Source organism: Bacillus sp. FSL W8-1127 (genome assembly GCF_038006725.1).
GTDB classification, from domain to species: Bacteria; Bacillota; Bacilli; order Bacillales; family DSM-4216; genus Bacillus_O; species Bacillus_O smithii.
In genome coordinates this window covers 25972-42145 of sequence record NZ_JBBOVU010000001.1, presented here as the reverse complement: position 1 = coordinate 42145, position 16174 = coordinate 25972, and the positions used below count along the sequence as shown (strand labels likewise).

Sequence of the window (16174 nt, the reverse complement as noted above, 5' to 3'; positions counted from 1 at the left end):
AACGCGGAGAATGGGGGTGCGCTTGCTGGAAAAAGCAGAAAATCTTTGAAAACCAAACCGTATTGGAACGACTGAAAGGGACCAACATACGGTGTTAGGCCGCCTTTCCGTTCCATTGAACTTTTGAGTATAAAGAATCAGCAAGAAACGCTGGTAATTTTGAGAAATGTGGGGAGGAGATTCTCAACGATTGAGGAGAAACTTCAGAACCGTTTTCCAGCTGTCTTGAAACACTGATTCAATTGGCTGTTCAGCATTAATTTTGACCATTCTTTCCGGAAACTGATCAAGCAACTGCCAATATCCTTTTCTCACTCTCTGATGGAAATCGAGCGTTTCAAGATCAAGCCGATTCACTTCTCTCCCTTTGTTCTGTTGAATTCGACGCAAACCAATTTCAGGAGAAATGTCGAAGTATAGCGTTAAATGGGGCATGGCATCATCTACGGCAAATTCATTGATTTTATATACTTCCTCTACGCCAAGCCCTCTGGCATACCCTTGATAGGCAAGAGAACTGTCAATAAATCGATCGCATACTACAATGGTTCCTGCTTCCAGCGCTGGAATCACCTTCTCTACCAAGTGCTGACGTCTGGCCGCTGCATAAAGAAGCGCTTCTGTACGGCCATCCATTGCAGTATTTTGGCTATTTAAAAGAATTTGTCGAATTTGTTCAGAAATGGAAATGCCTCCTGGCTCTCTTGTGTACATAGCCTGGTAGCCTTCTCGTTTTAAATTTTCTACGATCCTTTGGGCGATCGTCGTTTTTCCGGCGCCTTCAGGACCTTCTACCGTAATAAAAATACCATTATTTATCATCTTTCGAACCTCCGGATTCTTATACCTCCAAACACGTACTTAAGTATACCTGATCGAACCGGAAAACAGGAAGGTATCGTACCGCGTTTATTTTTCCAGTTGATCCAACCAAAACGATCTCAATAGTGAGATGAATCACGCTTTTCAAAGGGCTTCATGATGTTAATTTATAAAAAACAAAAGCTTCTCTACAGGAACTCTAATTTGTAGACGAAGCTTTTTCAACATAAATATCGTCCTTTCTATTCTACTGGTTTTCATATGTTAGGAAAATAGCAAAAGATAAGGAAAACCGAAAAGAAATTTAGCTTTCACTAAGAAAAGGATTTGCCGCCATGTTTTCTCACTAATATACAGCGATGAATTCCTCATTCAGCTGATGATCTCCTTGTATATGAGCACCTCTTGCTACTAATTCTTCAATAAAATCGATTTTTTCCTTCGTCACTCTTTCTCCCATCATTAAGAGCGGTATCCCCGGTGGATAAGGAATGATCATGGCGGCGGATATGCTTCCTTCCGCTTCGGAAAGCTTTACCCACCTCTTATCATTTTCCTTCCAATTTTCGAAAGAAACGGGAACAGATGATACTTTAGAATGGGAAAGTGCCGGCAACTCCACAGGTCGTACATTTCGTTCTGTTATTGTCACTCTGGCGATTGCTTCTTTTGCTTGCTGATAAAAAATACGATTTCCTTCCTTTAGTAATGGCAGCGTAAAAAGAATTTGATAAGGATCGGCCAGTTCAGGAAAAACTCCTGCCGTTTCAATATCCTTTTTCAGCTGAAAACCATCGCTGTTTGGACTCCGCACTATTAGCTTCAATGGATCATACGGGAACTCAGACACCGCTACTTGCAAGTCCTTTTCTTTTTGAAGCCATTCCACAAAACGCTCTCTTTCCTCCAACGTAAAAGCCACATCTTCTTCCTTTATCAATGCTAAATACTGTCTGGCAGCATCTAAGGAAGCCATAATCGGATAAGAGGGACTGCTCGATTGAAAAAGCGATAAGTAGAATTCCACTTTTTCTAACGAAGGTCTCTCCGTGCCGACATGAAAAAAAGAACCCATTGTCATCGCCGGAAGCATTTTATGCGCCGATTGAACGACCATATCTGCTCCCATGCTCAAAGCCGATGGAGGAAATGGATCCCCGAGAACGAGATGAGGCCCGTGAGCTTCATCGACCAATACGATACAATCCTTTTGATGGGCATAATCGATCAGTTCCTTGATCGGGTAAGATACGCCGTAATAGCTGGGATAGATTAGAATCAGTCCTTTGGCATTTGGAAACCGCTCCAATGCAAGCTTCAATGTATCCAAAGAAACACCTGCAGGGCTTTTTGTTTTTTCATCATATTCCGGCTCCAGGAAAACAGGGCGAATGTTGGCCAGCATCAATCCGTGGATGATGGATTTATGGCAGTTTCTTTGCACCAATACAATATCCTCTTTCTGAAAAGAACTGGCAATCATGGCAAGGTTGCCGGCGGTGCTTCCGTTTACTAAAAAATAGCTTTTCTTAGAACCGTATAGTTTGGTTAAAAGAGTCTGAGCCTCCAGGATCGCTCCTTCGGGAGAATGAAAATCGTCAAGGCCGGTAATTTCGGTAGCATCATAAGATAAAATCGTCCGAAAATCGTCTGGAATCTCTCCTATTACTGTTCCAAATTTATGACCGGGTACATGAAAAGAAACAGGCCGTTTTTGTTGATGTTTGATTAACGCATCCATAATAGGCATTTTTTCTTGTTCCATCTTGTCTTTTTGTCCTTTCTTGTTTTCTACTCACCATTATACAAAAAGACCCCGTGCAAAAAATCAACCACGGGACTCCGAAATATTTGAAATAATCCATCTTAAAATAGCAAATTGGTATATCGACCGTTCCACTCTATTGGACTAGCCGGCGATAGAAAGAACACTTGCTGCTGAAAAATTGATTCCAATCCTCATACTATAAACAGAATGTTATTTTCAATGAAAATAGCAACATAACGGTACTTATGAATAGACATTGGATGATTTTATTTTTTTTAATTTTTGTACATAGTAGGAGTAATCCGAATGTGTCGTTTCAATAGAAGTCATCTTTTTTTCGCAATCCGTACAAATAAAAGACTCCAATATATGAATGCCTTCCGTTTTTTGATTTTCGCAAATGATACAAATCTCCCCGCTGTCTCTCTGATTCTTCATTTCATCCACCTCCCCTTCTCTATCATTCTGCCCTTTTTCTCCCTTTTTATACGAAAATAGAATATACTTCCGTTGTGGATCACTTTCGCATTATGCAATCGTTCTGATAAAGCATATCTAGCGATGGTCTTTTTTATAGTGAAAGGAACTGGGCGACCAAGGGTCATCATTTTTTCAAACCTTAGCGTTTTAATCCAAAGAATCGCGCCGCTTCCATTTGCTTTTTTGGGACGGAATTTAAACCTTCTAGGACTATTTGCTGTCATTGTTGATTCAAACACGGTTAAAGCCTCTACTTTAAGAGAACAGCTTTTATTTCTAACAACACCTTTATAGAAAAGCGTTCAAGAAAAAAGAGACTTTGATCTTCTAAGAAAGATTGTTTTGACGAAAGATCACTAATTAGACGAAGTAGATTTTTTCAGAAATGATGTCCCTTTCATTCATTAAAATAAGAAAAGAATCTTAACAGCCATCCGTTAAAGCACACCATAACAAGCCAAAACTGTATATCGCTTCTTTCAAATCGAGTAGGAGGGGGTGATTAACCCCCGTCCTCTCACACCACCGTACGTACGGTTCCGTATACGGCGGTTCAATCAAGATAAATGACGCAAGAATTCATAACGTTTCTGTAGACTTTTAAGCCCTTGGTTACTCCAATAGGAGTTTCCAAGGGTTCTGTGTAATATGGGACTTTTTGAGATTCGCCAATAACCTTTGCGACTGTTCCCCCATTCATAAGCTTTCCATTCAGGAACTCCTAGTTTTATGAGGTTGCGTATCCTGGTCTTTGAGGTCTTCCAGTTTTTCCATAAACACATCCGGAGTCTTCGTCGAATCCAGCCATCCAAATCTTCAAAGATACTCTTTGTGTCTGCTAATGCAAAATATCCACACCATCCAAGTAGATATTGGTTAAGTTTCTTAATCCGATATTCCATTGGGTATGGTATTTTTCTTGACGTGATTTCTCGCACCTTTTTCTTCATTCGTTTTAGACTTTGCTTGGCAATCCGAACTTTTGGCTCTTTTGAAGGTGTAAAACTAAATCCTAGAAACTTTCGTTTCCATGGTCGGTCAACCGCAGATTTCTTCTCGTTGACTTTTAGACGAAGTTTTCCCTCAATAAATCGTTTGACACTAGCCATGGTTCTTTCACCAGCCCGTTTTGACTTCACGTAAATATTACAGTCATCGGCATAACGAACAAATTTATGCCCTCTTTTCTCTAATTCTTTGTCTAGTTCATCTAGTACAATATTCGAAAGTAAAGGGCTTAGGGGGCCACCTTGCGGCGTCCCTTCTTCTGTCCTAGATACCACACCATTAATCATGACACCAGCTTGTAGATATTTGCGGATTAGCTTCAATAGTGGCTTTTCTTTAATAGTCTTGGCTAATGTACTCATCAGCCTGTCATGATTCACTCGATCGAAGAACTTTTCTAAATCCATGTCTACTACCCATCTATAACCATCTCTGATATAGCCTTTTGCTTTCCTAACTGCGTCATGAGCACTTCGATTTGAACGAAACCCATAACTATGTTCGGAGAACATAGGGTCATATATCCTCGATAATACTTGGGCAATTGCTTGTTGAATCAAACGGTCTGTTACGGTTGGAATACCTAGTAACCGAACACCGCCATCAGGTTTCGGGATTTCGACTCTTCGAACAGGCATTGGTTCATAGGTACCCTTGAGAATTGCCTCTTTCATAGATATCCAGTTTTCGACTATGTGCTGACGGAGGTTTTGTACGGGCATCATATCTACTCCATGGCTACCTTTGTTCTTTTCTACTCTTTGTAAAGCTAAAAGCATATTCTCCCGTGACAGGATTTGATTCAAAAGCATTGTTATTCTTCCTTCCGTGAATAGCTTATCTTCTTATGCCAGTGGTCACTCCACCCTCCAAGAGGTCCCCCACGGGATTCACCGTTTCCTTCCTCAAGTGAGGTACTACGTTTTCTGTGTTCAACATGACACACTGAATGCAAAGGGCTATTCTCTCTTAATTGTTCAGTCCTTCCGAATTGTTCTAGACCAATTCGTACTATGACCTCTGCTGACTTCTGATGGCTCAGCTACTTATCACTAAGTAGGTTATGAAGGCTACTTCACGTATCCATCAGACCTCCCCGGGTAAGAGTGTAATCTTTCCTTCCATCCATCTGCTTCATTTACTCTGTATCACCTTCGGCAGAAAGGGCTTTGTTTTGTTGTGCAAACTCACCCAGTGATACCTAGCCTCCTATGAAGTTCGTGTTCCTCAGATCGGAAGTTTGCCGCCCGCTTCCTTCAGATTCCGCGTCACCACGGACACCCTTGCGTTAATCTAACTGCTACTTCTGCCTTCGCAGCTCGGGACTTTCACCCTATAGATTACACCCATGCCGGGCGCACACAAAAAAGGACTTGTTCAACAGGGATCTGTTCAACAAGTCCTTCTCTATTGCCTGGCAGCGTCCTACTCTCGCAAGGGGAATCCCCTCACTACCATCGGCGCTGAAGAGCTTAACTTCCGTGTTCGGGATGGGAACGGGTGTGACCTCTTCGCCATCGCCACCAGACGGTATGAAGTTGTCGGAACGATTGTTCCTTCAAAACTAGATAGAAGAAGCAGTTTCACCGATTTCGCTTTCTTTTGGTTAAGTCCTCGATCGATTAGTATCCGTCAGCTCCACGTGTCACCACGCTTCCACCTCGGACCTATCTACCTGATCATCTTTCAGGGATCTTACTTTCCGAAGAAATGGGAAATCTCATCTTGAGGGGGGCTTCATGCTTAGATGCTTTCAGCACTTATCCCTTCCGCACATAGCTACCCAGCGATGCCTCTGGCGAGACAACTGGTACACCAGCGGTGCGTCCATCCCGGTCCTCTCGTACTAAGGACAGCTCCTCTCAAATTTCCTGCGCCCGCGACGGATAGGGACCGAACTGTCTCACGACGTTCTGAACCCAGCTCGCGTACCGCTTTAATGGGCGAACAGCCCAACCCTTGGGACCGACTACAGCCCCAGGATGCGATGAGCCGACATCGAGGTGCCAAACCTCCCCGTCGATGTGGACTCTTGGGGGAGATAAGCCTGTTATCCCCGGGGTAGCTTTTATCCGTTGAGCGATGGCCCTTCCATACGGAACCACCGGATCACTAAGCCCGACTTTCGTCCCTGCTCGACTTGTAGGTCTCGCAGTCAAGCTCCCTTCTGCCTTTGCACTCTGCGAATGATTTCCAACCATTCTGAGGGAACCTTTGGGCGCCTCCGTTACCTTTTAGGAGGCGACCGCCCCAGTCAAACTGCCCACCTGACACTGTCTCCCACCCCGATCAGGGGTGCGGGTTAGAATTTCAGTACAGCCAGGGTAGTATCCCACCGGCGCCTCCACCGAAGCTGGCGCTCCGGTTTCCAAGGCTCCTACCTATCCTGTACAAGCTGTACCAAAATTCAATATCAGGCTGCAGTAAAGCTCCACGGGGTCTTTCCGTCCTGTCGCGGGTAACCTGCATCTTCACAGGTACTATAATTTCACCGAGTCTCTCGTTGAGACAGTGCCCAGATCGTTACGCCTTTCGTGCGGGTCAGAACTTACCTGACAAGGAATTTCGCTACCTTAGGACCGTTATAGTTACGGCCGCCGTTTACTGGGGCTTCGGTTCGCACCTTCAAGCAAAGCTTTAAGCGCTCCCCTTAACCTTCCAGCACCGGGCAGGCGTCAGCCCCTATACTTCGCCTTACGGCTTCGCAGAGACCTGTGTTTTTGCTAAACAGTCGCCTGGGCCTATTCACTGCGGCTTCTCGGGGCTATGCACCCCAAAAAGCACCCCTTCTCCCGAAGTTACGGGGTCATTTTGCCGAGTTCCTTAACGAGAGTTCTCTCGCACACCTTAGGATTCTCTCCTCGCCTACCTGTGTCGGTTTGCGGTACGGGCACCTTTTTCCTCGCTAGAGGCTTTTCTTGGCAGTGTGGAATCAGGAACTTCGGTACTATATTTCTCTCGCCGTCACAGCTTGAGGTTAGTGACAACGGGATTTGCCTCGCTGCCCCTCTCACTGCTTGGACGCACATCCAACAGTGCGCTTACCCTATCCTCCTGCGTCCCCCCATCGCTCAAACGGAAAAGAGGTGGTACAGGAATATCAACCTGTTGTCCATCGCCTACGCCTGTCGGCCTCGGCTTAGGTCCCGACTAACCCTGAGAGGACGAGCCTTCCTCAGGAAACCTTAGGCATTCGGTGGAAGGGATTCTCACCCTTCTTTCGCTACTCATACCGGCATTCTCACTTCTAAGCGCTCCACCAGTCCTTCCGGTCTGGCTTCTCTGCCCTTAGAACGCTCTCCTACCGCGGACACCCGAAGGTGTCCACCCGCAGCTTCGGTGATACGTTTAGCCCCGGTACATTTTCGGCGCAGAATCACTCGACCAGTGAGCTATTACGCACTCTTTAAATGGTGGCTGCTTCTAAGCCAACATCCTGGTTGTCTAAGCAATTCCACATCCTTTTCCACTTAACGTATACTTTGGGACCTTAGCTGGCGGTCTGGGCTGTTTCCCTTTTGACCACGGATCTTATCACTCGCAGTCTGACTCCCAAGGATAAGTCACTGGCATTCGGAGTTTGTCTGAATTCGGTAACCCGATGAGGGCCCCTAGTCCAAACAGTGCTCTACCTCCAAGACTCTTTCCTTGAGGCTAGCCCTAAAGCTATTTCGGAGAGAACCAGCTATCTCCAAGTTCGATTGGAATTTCACCCCTACCCACACCTCATCCCCGCACTTTTCAACGTGCGTGGGTTCGGGCCTCCAGTAAGTGTTACCTCACCTTCACCCTGGACATGGGTAGATCACCTGGTTTCGGGTCTGCGACCCCATACTCATGCGCCCTGTTCAGACTCGCTTTCGCTGCGGCTCCGTCTTTCCGACTTAACCTCGCATGAGATCGCAACTCGCCGGTTCATTCTACAAAAGGCACGCCATCACCCGTAAACGGGCTCTGACTACTTGTAGGCACACGGTTTCAGGTTCTCTTTCACTCCCCTCCCGGGGTGCTTTTCACCTTTCCCTCACGGTACTGGTTCACTATCGGTCACTAGGGAGTATTTAGCCTTGGGAGATGGTCCTCCCAGCTTCCGACGGGATTCCTCGTGTCCCGCCGTACTCAGGATCCACCAGGGAGGGAACGAAGTTTCGACTACAGGGTTGTTACCTTCTCTGACGGGCCTTTCCAGACCTCTTCGTCTACCTCGTTCCTTTGTAACTCCACGATTGGTGTCCTACAACCCCAGAAGGCAAGCCTTCTGGTTTGGGCTGTTCCCGTTTCGCTCGCCGCTACTCAGGGAATCGCTGTTGCTTTCTCTTCCTCCGGGTACTTAGATGTTTCAGTTCCCCGGGTTGCCTTCCTTACCCTATGGATTCAGGCAAGGATGCTGCCCCATTACGGGCAGCGGGTTTCCCCATTCGGAAATCTCCGGATCAACGCTTACGTACAGCTCCCCGGAGCTTTTCGGAGTTAGTCCCGTCCTTCATCGGCTCCTAGTGCCAAGGCATCCACCGTGCGCCCTTTCTAACTTAACCATGTTGGTTCTATCCTAGATGGCGATACTCGGTTTATGCTGCTTCTTTCTTCTATCTAGTTTTCAAGGAACAATCAGATTTGGTGGAGCCTAGCGGGATCGAACCGCTGACCTCCTGCGTGCAAAGCAGGCGCTCTCCCAGCTGAGCTAAGGCCCCTTCATTTCTATTGGGTTTTCACATGGTGGGCCTGAATGGACTTGAACCATCGACCTCACGCTTATCAGGCGTGCGCTCTAACCAGCTGAGCTACAGGCCCCCACCAGGAAGGATTGATCCTTCAAAACTGAACAAAACGAAAGCGTACAATTGATATCTGTCCAGCTCCGGCTCCTAGGTGCTCGAGGTCACAATCCATCTTGCTGCGGTGGTTGAAATACTACCTCCTCGCAAGCTGTCTTGTGCTTGTCGCACCTGAACAGTCGCCTCTGCTTTTCTTCTTCCTTAGAAAGGAGGTGATCCAGCCGCACCTTCCGATACGGCTACCTTGTTACGACTTCACCCCAATCATCTGCCCCACCTTCGGCGGCTGGCTCCCGTAAGGGTTACCTCACCGACTTCGGGTGTTGCAAACTCTCGTGGTGTGACGGGCGGTGTGTACAAGGCCCGGGAACGTATTCACCGCGGCATGCTGATCCGCGATTACTAGCGATTCCGGCTTCATGCAGGCGAGTTGCAGCCTGCAATCCGAACTGAGAATGGTTTTTTGGGATTAGCTCCACCTCGCGGTTTCGCGACCCTTTGTACCATCCATTGTAGCACGTGTGTAGCCCAGGTCATAAGGGGCATGATGATTTGACGTCATCCCCACCTTCCTCCGGTTTGTCACCGGCAGTCACCTTAGAGTGCCCAACTGAATGCTGGCAACTAAGGTCAAGGGTTGCGCTCGTTGCGGGACTTAACCCAACATCTCACGACACGAGCTGACGACAACCATGCACCACCTGTCACTCCGTCCCCCGAAGGGGAACCCTCTATCTCTAGAGGTAGCGAAGGATGTCAAGACCTGGTAAGGTTCTTCGCGTTGCTTCGAATTAAACCACATGCTCCACCGCTTGTGCGGGCCCCCGTCAATTCCTTTGAGTTTCAGCCTTGCGGCCGTACTCCCCAGGCGGAGTGCTTAATGCGTTAGCTGCAGCACTAAAGGGTGGAAGCCCTCTAACACTTAGCACTCATCGTTTACGGCGTGGACTACCAGGGTATCTAATCCTGTTCGCTCCCCACGCTTTCGCGCCTCAGCGTCAGTTACAGACCAGAGAGCCGCCTTCGCCACTGGTGTTCCTCCACATCTCTACGCATTTCACCGCTACACGTGGAATTCCGCTCTCCTCTTCTGCACTCAAGTCTCCCAGTTTCCAATGACCCTCCACGGTTGAGCCGTGGGCTTTCACATCAGACTTAAGAGACCGCCTGCGCGCGCTTTACGCCCAATAATTCCGGACAACGCTTGCCACCTACGTATTACCGCGGCTGCTGGCACGTAGTTAGCCGTGGCTTTCTGGTCAGGTACCGTCAAGGTACCGCCCTGTTCGAACGGTACTTGTTCTTCCCTGACAACAGAGCTTTACGATCCGAAGACCTTCTTCGCTCACGCGGCGTTGCTCCGTCAGACTTTCGTCCATTGCGGAAGATTCCCTACTGCTGCCTCCCGTAGGAGTCTGGGCCGTGTCTCAGTCCCAGTGTGGCCGATCACCCTCTCAGGTCGGCTACGCATCGTCGCCTTGGTGAGCCGTTACCTCACCAACTAGCTAATGCGCCGCGGGCCCATCTGCAAGCGGCAGCTTGCGCCGCCTTTCAACCTTCCTTCATGCGAAGGAAGATATTATCCGGTATTAGCCCCGGTTTCCCGGAGTTATCCCCGTCTTGCAGGCAGGTTGCCCACGTGTTACTCACCCGTCCGCCGCTAACTTTCAAAAAGCAAGCTTCTTGAAAGTCCGCTCGACTTGCATGTATTAGGCACGCCGCCAGCGTTCGTCCTGAGCCAGGATCAAACTCTCCAAAAAGAAATTTGACTTGGCTTGTTTCTATTGAAACATTGGTTTACGCTTCGTTTTGTTCAGTTTTCAAAGATCAATTTCCTGTCAACTTTTAAAGAATATCACAAATCTAAATTTATGTCTACTGTTTTTTCTTTTTTTCAAGAACTAACAGCGACGAGATATATATTATCACCATTAAATATAGCTGTCAATACTAATACTACATTTTTTTAAAGTGTAAAGAAAATTATTCGGTCCAATATGGTAATATCATCATCTTACTTAAGTTACAGCTCTTAATAACGAAAACAAAGAGAATGAAATCTAGTTTCACAAGTCCATTCGATCATATCCAAAAGATTTTTCAAAAGCATGCCTTCACTTTGAACAAGAAGCCGTGTAACAAAAAGATAATCGTAAAAAACAATTGGGATAAGCAAAATGAAAAAGCAAATCAGCGCCACCCGCATAGCAGGTGGTTTATTGTTTCGCACGCTATCGCGAGCTCAACTTACTAAAGTCATAACAAAACAGAGTCGCCCTTGTTGGACGTCTCTGTCTGGTTCAACATACCTTTCAAAAACATTTAAAGAAATTCCAAATAAATGATGATTTCCATTACGAAAAGAAAATATCTCAAATTCCAACATACCCGCCCTGCAAACAGCTCAGCTGAAAAGCAGGTATCGATTCAATCATCGTACAAACATTACGAAAGAATCCATAACTGAATGGCGGCAAGGGCGCAAACTCCAGGAATTCCCAAAAGACCGGCTATAAAAGAAGTTGCTAGGTTAATAGGGACATGCAAACTATACTGGTTGCCGAACAAATTCAGAAGAAATAAGAATAGAGCACCGATGGCCCCCTTTATAACAATGTTGCCTAAAAATTTTAACGGTTTGACATTTGCTTTAAAAGCAATCCACAACAAAAGCAAGATCGCCAATATCCCCAATGAATAAGCAAATTCCAAAAAAGCCCCTCCAATCTCATAAGTTTGTCCACTTAGGAGATCTTATGAACCAGGCTATCTTTTTATGATAATTTTTCTTTTTTTAGCTTCTCGATAGAGAAAAAAATATTTGGCTTCAGCGATTTTCTTTCGCGTGATCAAATCGAGGCTTTGCTCCATGCTTAGTTTTAAAAAATTGCTTTGCTGCAGCCATTCTTGCCGCGCCGCTTCCATCTGTTCAATAAGTTTGTTGTCAAATTCCGCTTTTAATTTATGTTTCTTCCGAATCAGCACTTACCTTCACCGCCTATATCTCTCTTCTTCCTTCCAGTGCTTTCGACAACGTTACTTCATCCGCATACTCCAAGTCTCCTCCAACCGGAAGTCCGTGAGCAATTCTCGTTACTTTGATACCGGTCGGTTTTAGAAGACGAGAAATATACATTGCCGTTGCTTCTCCTTCGATATTGGGGTTGGTGGCAAGAATCACTTCTTGAACCGTTTCATCTTGCAGCCTTTTTAGCAAACTAGGAATATTGATATCTTCCGGTCCGATGCCATCCATAGGAGAAATAGCCCCGTGAAGTACATGATACAATCCGTTATATTCTTTCATTTTCTCCATGGCAATCACGTCTTTTGGATCTTGGACAACGCTGATTACACTTCGGTCTCTTCTTTCATCCTGACAAATATAACACGGATCCTGATCCGTGATGTGCCCACAGATGGAACAATATCCAAGATTTCGTTTAGCGTCGACAAGCGCTTTGGCAAAATCCAATACTTCATTTTCCTTCATGTCGAGAACAAAAAATGCCAGTCGGGCGGCAGTTTTCGGCCCGATTCCTGGCAGTTTCATAAAACTATCGATGAGTTTTGTAATCGGTTCTGGATAATGCATAATTTCCTCCTAGAACAACCCTGGGATGTTTAACCCTTTTGTAAATTGCCCCATTGTTTCATTCGTCAATTCATCTACTTTCTTGAGTGCGTCATTTGTAGCAGCAAGCACTAAATCTTGCAGCATTTCAACATCTTCCGGATCCACTACTTCTTCTTTTATGATTACGTCCAGCACTTCTTTATGGCCAGAAACAACCACTTTTACCATGCCGCCGCCTGCCGTACCTTCTACTCTTTTTTCACCGAGTTCTTCTTGTGCTTGCTGCATCTTCTTTTGCATTTTTTGCATTTGCTTCATCATATTCTGCATATTGCCCATTCCACGCATCATTTTTATCATCCTCCATTTTTATCTGCTCCATGACCTGCTTTAGAAAGGTAATTATTCAATGAGCAGGAGCATTCCTATCACTAAAAATAAGCTGACCAAAATACATATTTCTTAAAAAGACTAAGCCAGGATGTGATATACCATGAATATTAATCTTTAATCTCTAGCAAGTCTTCTCCCACAAGCTTCACTGCTTCGGCAATTAGAGGATCTTCCTCATTACGGCTGCCGTCATCGGCGATGTTCTCCTTTTGTTGTCTGATAAAATTTTCGCGAATGATATGCCATTTTTCTTCCGGAATACCCACCGGCACATAGCGAACTCCCGTCAATTCCCCAAACACCGAAGAAATCGCTTCTACAAATTTTGCATTTTCCATCGCCATTTTACAATGAATGTCATATTTAAATTTTAATACAAACGAATCCGGCGAAGCAGCTACTGGTTCCGCATCGTTCAGTAATGCCGCCTGTGACCGCATTTGGCGTTGATTGAGAATTTCGAGCATTTCTCCCCACCGGCTTTTCAATAATTGCAAATCCTGTTTGGTCGCCTCTTTTAAAATATGCTCGATCTTCTTCACTGGCACTTTATAGTCATGGTGCGACCGTATTGGATTCTTTGGCGGTGTTTTCACAGGGGAAGTTTCTTCCGGGGAAAGTCCTCTGCTTCTCAATTCATGCAACTCTTGCTCTAGTGTTTCGATCCTGCTAAGCAGTTTCGACAAGTCCGGCTGAACTTGCGATGTGACTGGTTTCGTTTCCGCTTGAGACATTTTCACGAAAGCTACTTCCAAATATATTCTAGCATGATTCGTGAATTTCATTTCTTGTTGAGTTTGATTTAAAATCTCTATGCAATCATAGATGAAATCAGTCGGAAACTCTCGAGCCAAAGAAATAAATTCTTCATCAGCAGGGTGCTCTAAAGTATCTTCGAGCTGAGGGGCTGTTTTATATAAAAGGAGATCTCGAAAATAATGAATGAAATCTTCCGTAAATCTTGAAGGGTCTTTCCCTTTCATGAATAGACTTTCCAACCCTTCCATTGCTGCTGCAATATCTTTTTCCAAAATAGCCCGCCCAAGATGATTCAATGTGCTATGTCCAACGGATCCGGTGACTACAAGGGCATCCTCTTCCGTCAACTTTTCATTGCTGAAGGAAATCGCCTGATCCAATAAACTTAAAGCATCCCTCATTCCGCCTTCCGCTGCCCGAGCTATGATCCGCAGAGCATTTTCTTCGTACGAAACGCCAGACTCATCTGCGATCAGCTTCATTCTTTCCACAATCGCTTGGGTTGTAATACGCTTAAAATCAAATCTCTGACATCTTGAAATAATGGTCAGCGGAATTTTATGAGGCTCCGTTGTAGCTAAAATAAAAATAACATGTTTCGGCGGTTCTTCCAACGTTTTCAGCAAAGCATTGAAAGCGCCAATCGACAACATGTGAACTTCATCAATAATGTATACTTTAAAAGGAACCGCACTCGGCGCATATTTGACTTTATCTCGAATATCCCTAATATCATCCACTCCCGTATTGGAAGCGGCGTCAATTTCTATTACGTCCGGTATCGATCCATCCGTAATTCCTTTGCATGCGCTGCATTGATTACAAGGCTCCATAGTTGGTGCATGCTCACAATTGACGGCTTTTGCCAAAATTTTAGCCGCGCTCGTTTTTCCCGTTCCTCGCGGGCCCGTGAACAAATAAGCATGAGAAATTTTTTGTTGAAGGAGGGCATTTTGCAATGTCTTCGTCACATGTTCTTGGCCTACGACATCAGCAAAAGTTTGCGGACGCCAGACACGGTATAAAGCTTGATAACTCATGATTCCCCCTCCGTAAAGTTATGATTCCATTATCTGATCAGGCAGAAGAATCTCTCTTATCGATTGAAATGAAATTTCCAGCAAAAGAGTTCTATCATCTCCACTGATGATTAATGAACCTATCAGACATTTAGAGACAGTCAGCACCGCCAAACGATCATTTTTGCTTCGAATCCTTAATGCAGGAGTCTTACTGGCCCCAAATGAAAAAACATAAATTTTCTGCCTGAGTATGTCTGATTGAGCCAACGAATCGCCACTACAATATACGATTTCCAAATAATAAAAGCTTCACTTTATTATAACCTATAGAAAAAACTTTTTACACCAATACAAAGAGACGATTAGGTAATCAAAAGCGAAAAAGCCCACCCCATGAAAGGATGGACTTTTTTTATTATGTATGAAACTGCCGTGCACCTTCCTTTGACCGACTCCCACAAGCGTTACTTAAGCAGTTAGCTCGGTTCAGGCACCCCTGCGGCACATGAGATGGTCCACTTAATGCTGCTTCCTTCCGGACCTGACATGGTTCGTGGATTCTCATTGCGCAGGACCCAAACGTCAACACCACTTGCTTAAGGCAGACCCTGCAGAATATCGACCGGGGGAAGGGATTCAGTCCCGCTAGAGCGGATTGCGGGTACAGGGCACCGCTACCTCCCCACCTAGCACGGCATAGTTGATACCATATTAAGCACCTTATTGGTGCATATATTAGTATACTAGGTCGACTATAAAAAAGCAACCGATGTTAAGATTTTCATCCTATCATTGATATTTTATATTTATCCCTTATTTTTCTTTTTTTCTTCTCTTAATTTTCGAAAAAAATCCGTCAATATTGCCCCGCACTCTTGTTCAAGCACTCTGGCGGTCACGTCGCATTGATGATTAAAGCGATCTTCCGTCAATAGATTCATCAGCGTGCCTGCGCAGCCTCCTTTTGGATCTTTAGCTCCGTATACCACACGTTCTATCCGTGACAATACAATCGCCCCGCTGCACATGGCACATGGTTCCAACGTAACATACAATGTCGCTCCCTCCAACCTCCAAGAGCCAACGTTTCTGCAAGCTTCTTGAATCGCTAACACCTCTGCATGGGCAACAGCATTTTGGGACGTTTCCCTTTTGTTATGAGCTTTGGCTATGACTTGATTGTTCATAACAATGACTGCGCCTATCGGAACCTCGCCGATTTCTTCCGCCTTTTTTGCTTCTTCGATCGCTATTTTCATAAAAAAAAGATCTTGTTCTTTCATGTGGAACAACTCCTCATATTCGTTTTCGAGGGACAATCATTTCGATCATAAACACTTTTCACCTTAAACAGGGAAAAATCACATCCTCATAAAATACGAAAGGCAAAACCCAATAAGCGGCGCGAGGAAGAATCTTCTTTTCGCACAGAAAAATGAACATATGTACAGTCAATCATATTTTATATTGCACAGGAAAAGCGGATCCGAATGAATAGCCAAAACTTTCGAATATCTTGCTCGTCTCTGTCATAAACATTTACTAATGAATACATCTAGAGGGGGAATCG

At 45.3% G+C, this 16174-nt stretch carries 11 protein-coding genes, 2 tRNA genes, 3 rRNA genes and 1 other RNA gene; all 17 read right to left on the bottom strand.

What is annotated here, in order from left to right; genetic code table 11:
* Window positions 1–183: 183 nt before the first annotated feature.
* Complete coding sequence (gene tmk, locus NST12_RS00190; RefSeq protein ID WP_003352338.1) at window positions 184–822, bottom strand: dTMP kinase; 639 nt, start codon at window positions 820–822, stop codon at window positions 184–186.
* 346 nt (window positions 823–1168) lie between these two features.
* Window positions 1169–2587 carry an aminotransferase class I/II-fold pyridoxal phosphate-dependent enzyme gene (locus NST12_RS00185; protein ID WP_341100014.1) on the bottom strand — a complete coding sequence of 473 codons (1419 nt, stop codon included), beginning with the start codon at window positions 2585–2587 and terminating at the stop codon, window positions 1169–1171.
* A 246-nt stretch (window positions 2588–2833) separates the two neighbouring features.
* On the bottom strand, window positions 2834–3028 hold the full coding sequence (locus NST12_RS00180; RefSeq protein ID WP_048622321.1) for a sigma factor G inhibitor Gin: 195 nt from the start codon (window positions 3026–3028) through the stop codon (window positions 2834–2836).
* A complete protein-coding gene (locus NST12_RS00175) occupies window positions 3025–3309 on the bottom strand; it encodes a hypothetical protein (RefSeq protein ID WP_341100013.1) in 285 nt (94 codons plus the stop codon). Before NST12_RS00175 ends, NST12_RS00180 begins: the two co-directional genes overlap by 4 nt.
* A 318-nt stretch (window positions 3310–3627) precedes the next feature.
* Window positions 3628–4890: a group II intron reverse transcriptase/maturase gene (gene ltrA, locus NST12_RS00170; RefSeq protein WP_341100012.1), complete on the bottom strand. Its 1263-nt coding sequence runs from the start codon at window positions 4888–4890 to the stop codon at window positions 3628–3630.
* Between the two features lie 600 nt (window positions 4891–5490).
* Window positions 5491–5606: ribosomal RNA gene (gene rrf / locus NST12_RS00165) — 5S ribosomal RNA — on the bottom strand.
* Between the two features lie 74 nt (window positions 5607–5680).
* A 23S ribosomal RNA gene (locus NST12_RS00160) occupies window positions 5681–8613 on the bottom strand.
* Between the two features lie 80 nt (window positions 8614–8693).
* Window positions 8694–8769 (bottom strand) — tRNA-Ala (locus NST12_RS00155).
* 23 nt (window positions 8770–8792) lie between these two features.
* Window positions 8793–8869 (bottom strand) — tRNA-Ile (locus NST12_RS00150).
* A 189-nt stretch (window positions 8870–9058) separates the two neighbouring features.
* Window positions 9059–10613: ribosomal RNA gene (locus NST12_RS00145) — 16S ribosomal RNA — on the bottom strand.
* Together the 16S, 23S and 5S rRNA genes with 2 tRNA genes alongside form the textbook arrangement of a ribosomal RNA operon.
* Before the next feature lie 685 nt (window positions 10614–11298).
* Window positions 11299–11565 (bottom strand): pro-sigmaK processing inhibitor BofA family protein, encoded by a 267-nt coding sequence (locus NST12_RS00140; protein WP_003352257.1) that lies wholly within the window; start codon window positions 11563–11565, stop codon window positions 11299–11301.
* A gap of 54 nt (window positions 11566–11619) precedes the next feature.
* A complete protein-coding gene (locus NST12_RS00135) occupies window positions 11620–11838 on the bottom strand; it encodes a YaaL family protein (RefSeq protein ID WP_003352258.1) in 219 nt (72 codons plus the stop codon).
* A gap of 13 nt (window positions 11839–11851) precedes the next feature.
* A complete protein-coding gene (gene recR, locus NST12_RS00130; RefSeq protein WP_003352259.1) occupies window positions 11852–12448 on the bottom strand; it encodes a recombination mediator RecR in 597 nt (198 codons plus the stop codon).
* Between the two features lie 9 nt (window positions 12449–12457).
* Complete coding sequence (locus tag NST12_RS00125; RefSeq protein WP_003352260.1) at window positions 12458–12781, bottom strand: YbaB/EbfC family nucleoid-associated protein; 324 nt, start codon at window positions 12779–12781, stop codon at window positions 12458–12460.
* Window positions 12782–12930: 149 nt separating this feature from the next.
* A complete protein-coding gene (gene dnaX, locus NST12_RS00120) occupies window positions 12931–14622 on the bottom strand; it encodes a DNA polymerase III subunit gamma/tau (protein WP_270584107.1) in 1692 nt (563 codons plus the stop codon).
* A gap of 412 nt (window positions 14623–15034) precedes the next feature.
* Window positions 15035–15299, bottom strand: an RNA gene (ffs, locus tag NST12_RS00115) — signal recognition particle sRNA large type.
* A 111-nt stretch (window positions 15300–15410) separates the two neighbouring features.
* Window positions 15411–15887 carry a tRNA adenosine(34) deaminase TadA gene (tadA, locus tag NST12_RS00110; protein ID WP_341027608.1) on the bottom strand — a complete coding sequence of 159 codons (477 nt, stop codon included), beginning with the start codon at window positions 15885–15887 and terminating at the stop codon, window positions 15411–15413.
* Between the last annotated feature and the right edge of the window lie 287 nt (window positions 15888–16174).

Excerpts from the sequence above, each read along its gene's own strand:
- NST12_RS00185 (WP_341100014.1), bottom strand. The coding sequence starts at position 2,587 with ATGGAACAAGAAAAAATGCCTATTATGGATGCGTTAATCAAACATCAA.
- NST12_RS00125 (WP_003352260.1), bottom strand. The coding sequence starts at position 12,781 with ATGATGCGTGGAATGGGCAATATGCAGAATATGATGAAGCAAATGCAA.
- ltrA (WP_341100012.1), bottom strand. The coding sequence starts at position 4,890 with ATGCTTTTGAATCAAATCCTGTCACGGGAGAATATGCTTTTAGCTTTA.
- tadA (WP_341027608.1), bottom strand. The coding sequence starts at position 15,887 with ATGAAAGAACAAGATCTTTTTTTTATGAAAATAGCGATCGAAGAAGCA.
- tmk (WP_003352338.1), bottom strand. The coding sequence starts at position 822 with ATGATAAATAATGGTATTTTTATTACGGTAGAAGGTCCTGAAGGCGCC.
- recR (WP_003352259.1), bottom strand. The coding sequence starts at position 12,448 with ATGCATTATCCAGAACCGATTACAAAACTCATCGATAGTTTTATGAAA.
- dnaX (WP_270584107.1), bottom strand. The coding sequence starts at position 14,622 with ATGAGTTATCAAGCTTTATACCGTGTCTGGCGTCCGCAAACTTTTGCT.
- NST12_RS00180 (WP_048622321.1), bottom strand. The coding sequence starts at position 3,028 with ATGAAGAATCAGAGAGACAGCGGGGAGATTTGTATCATTTGCGAAAAT.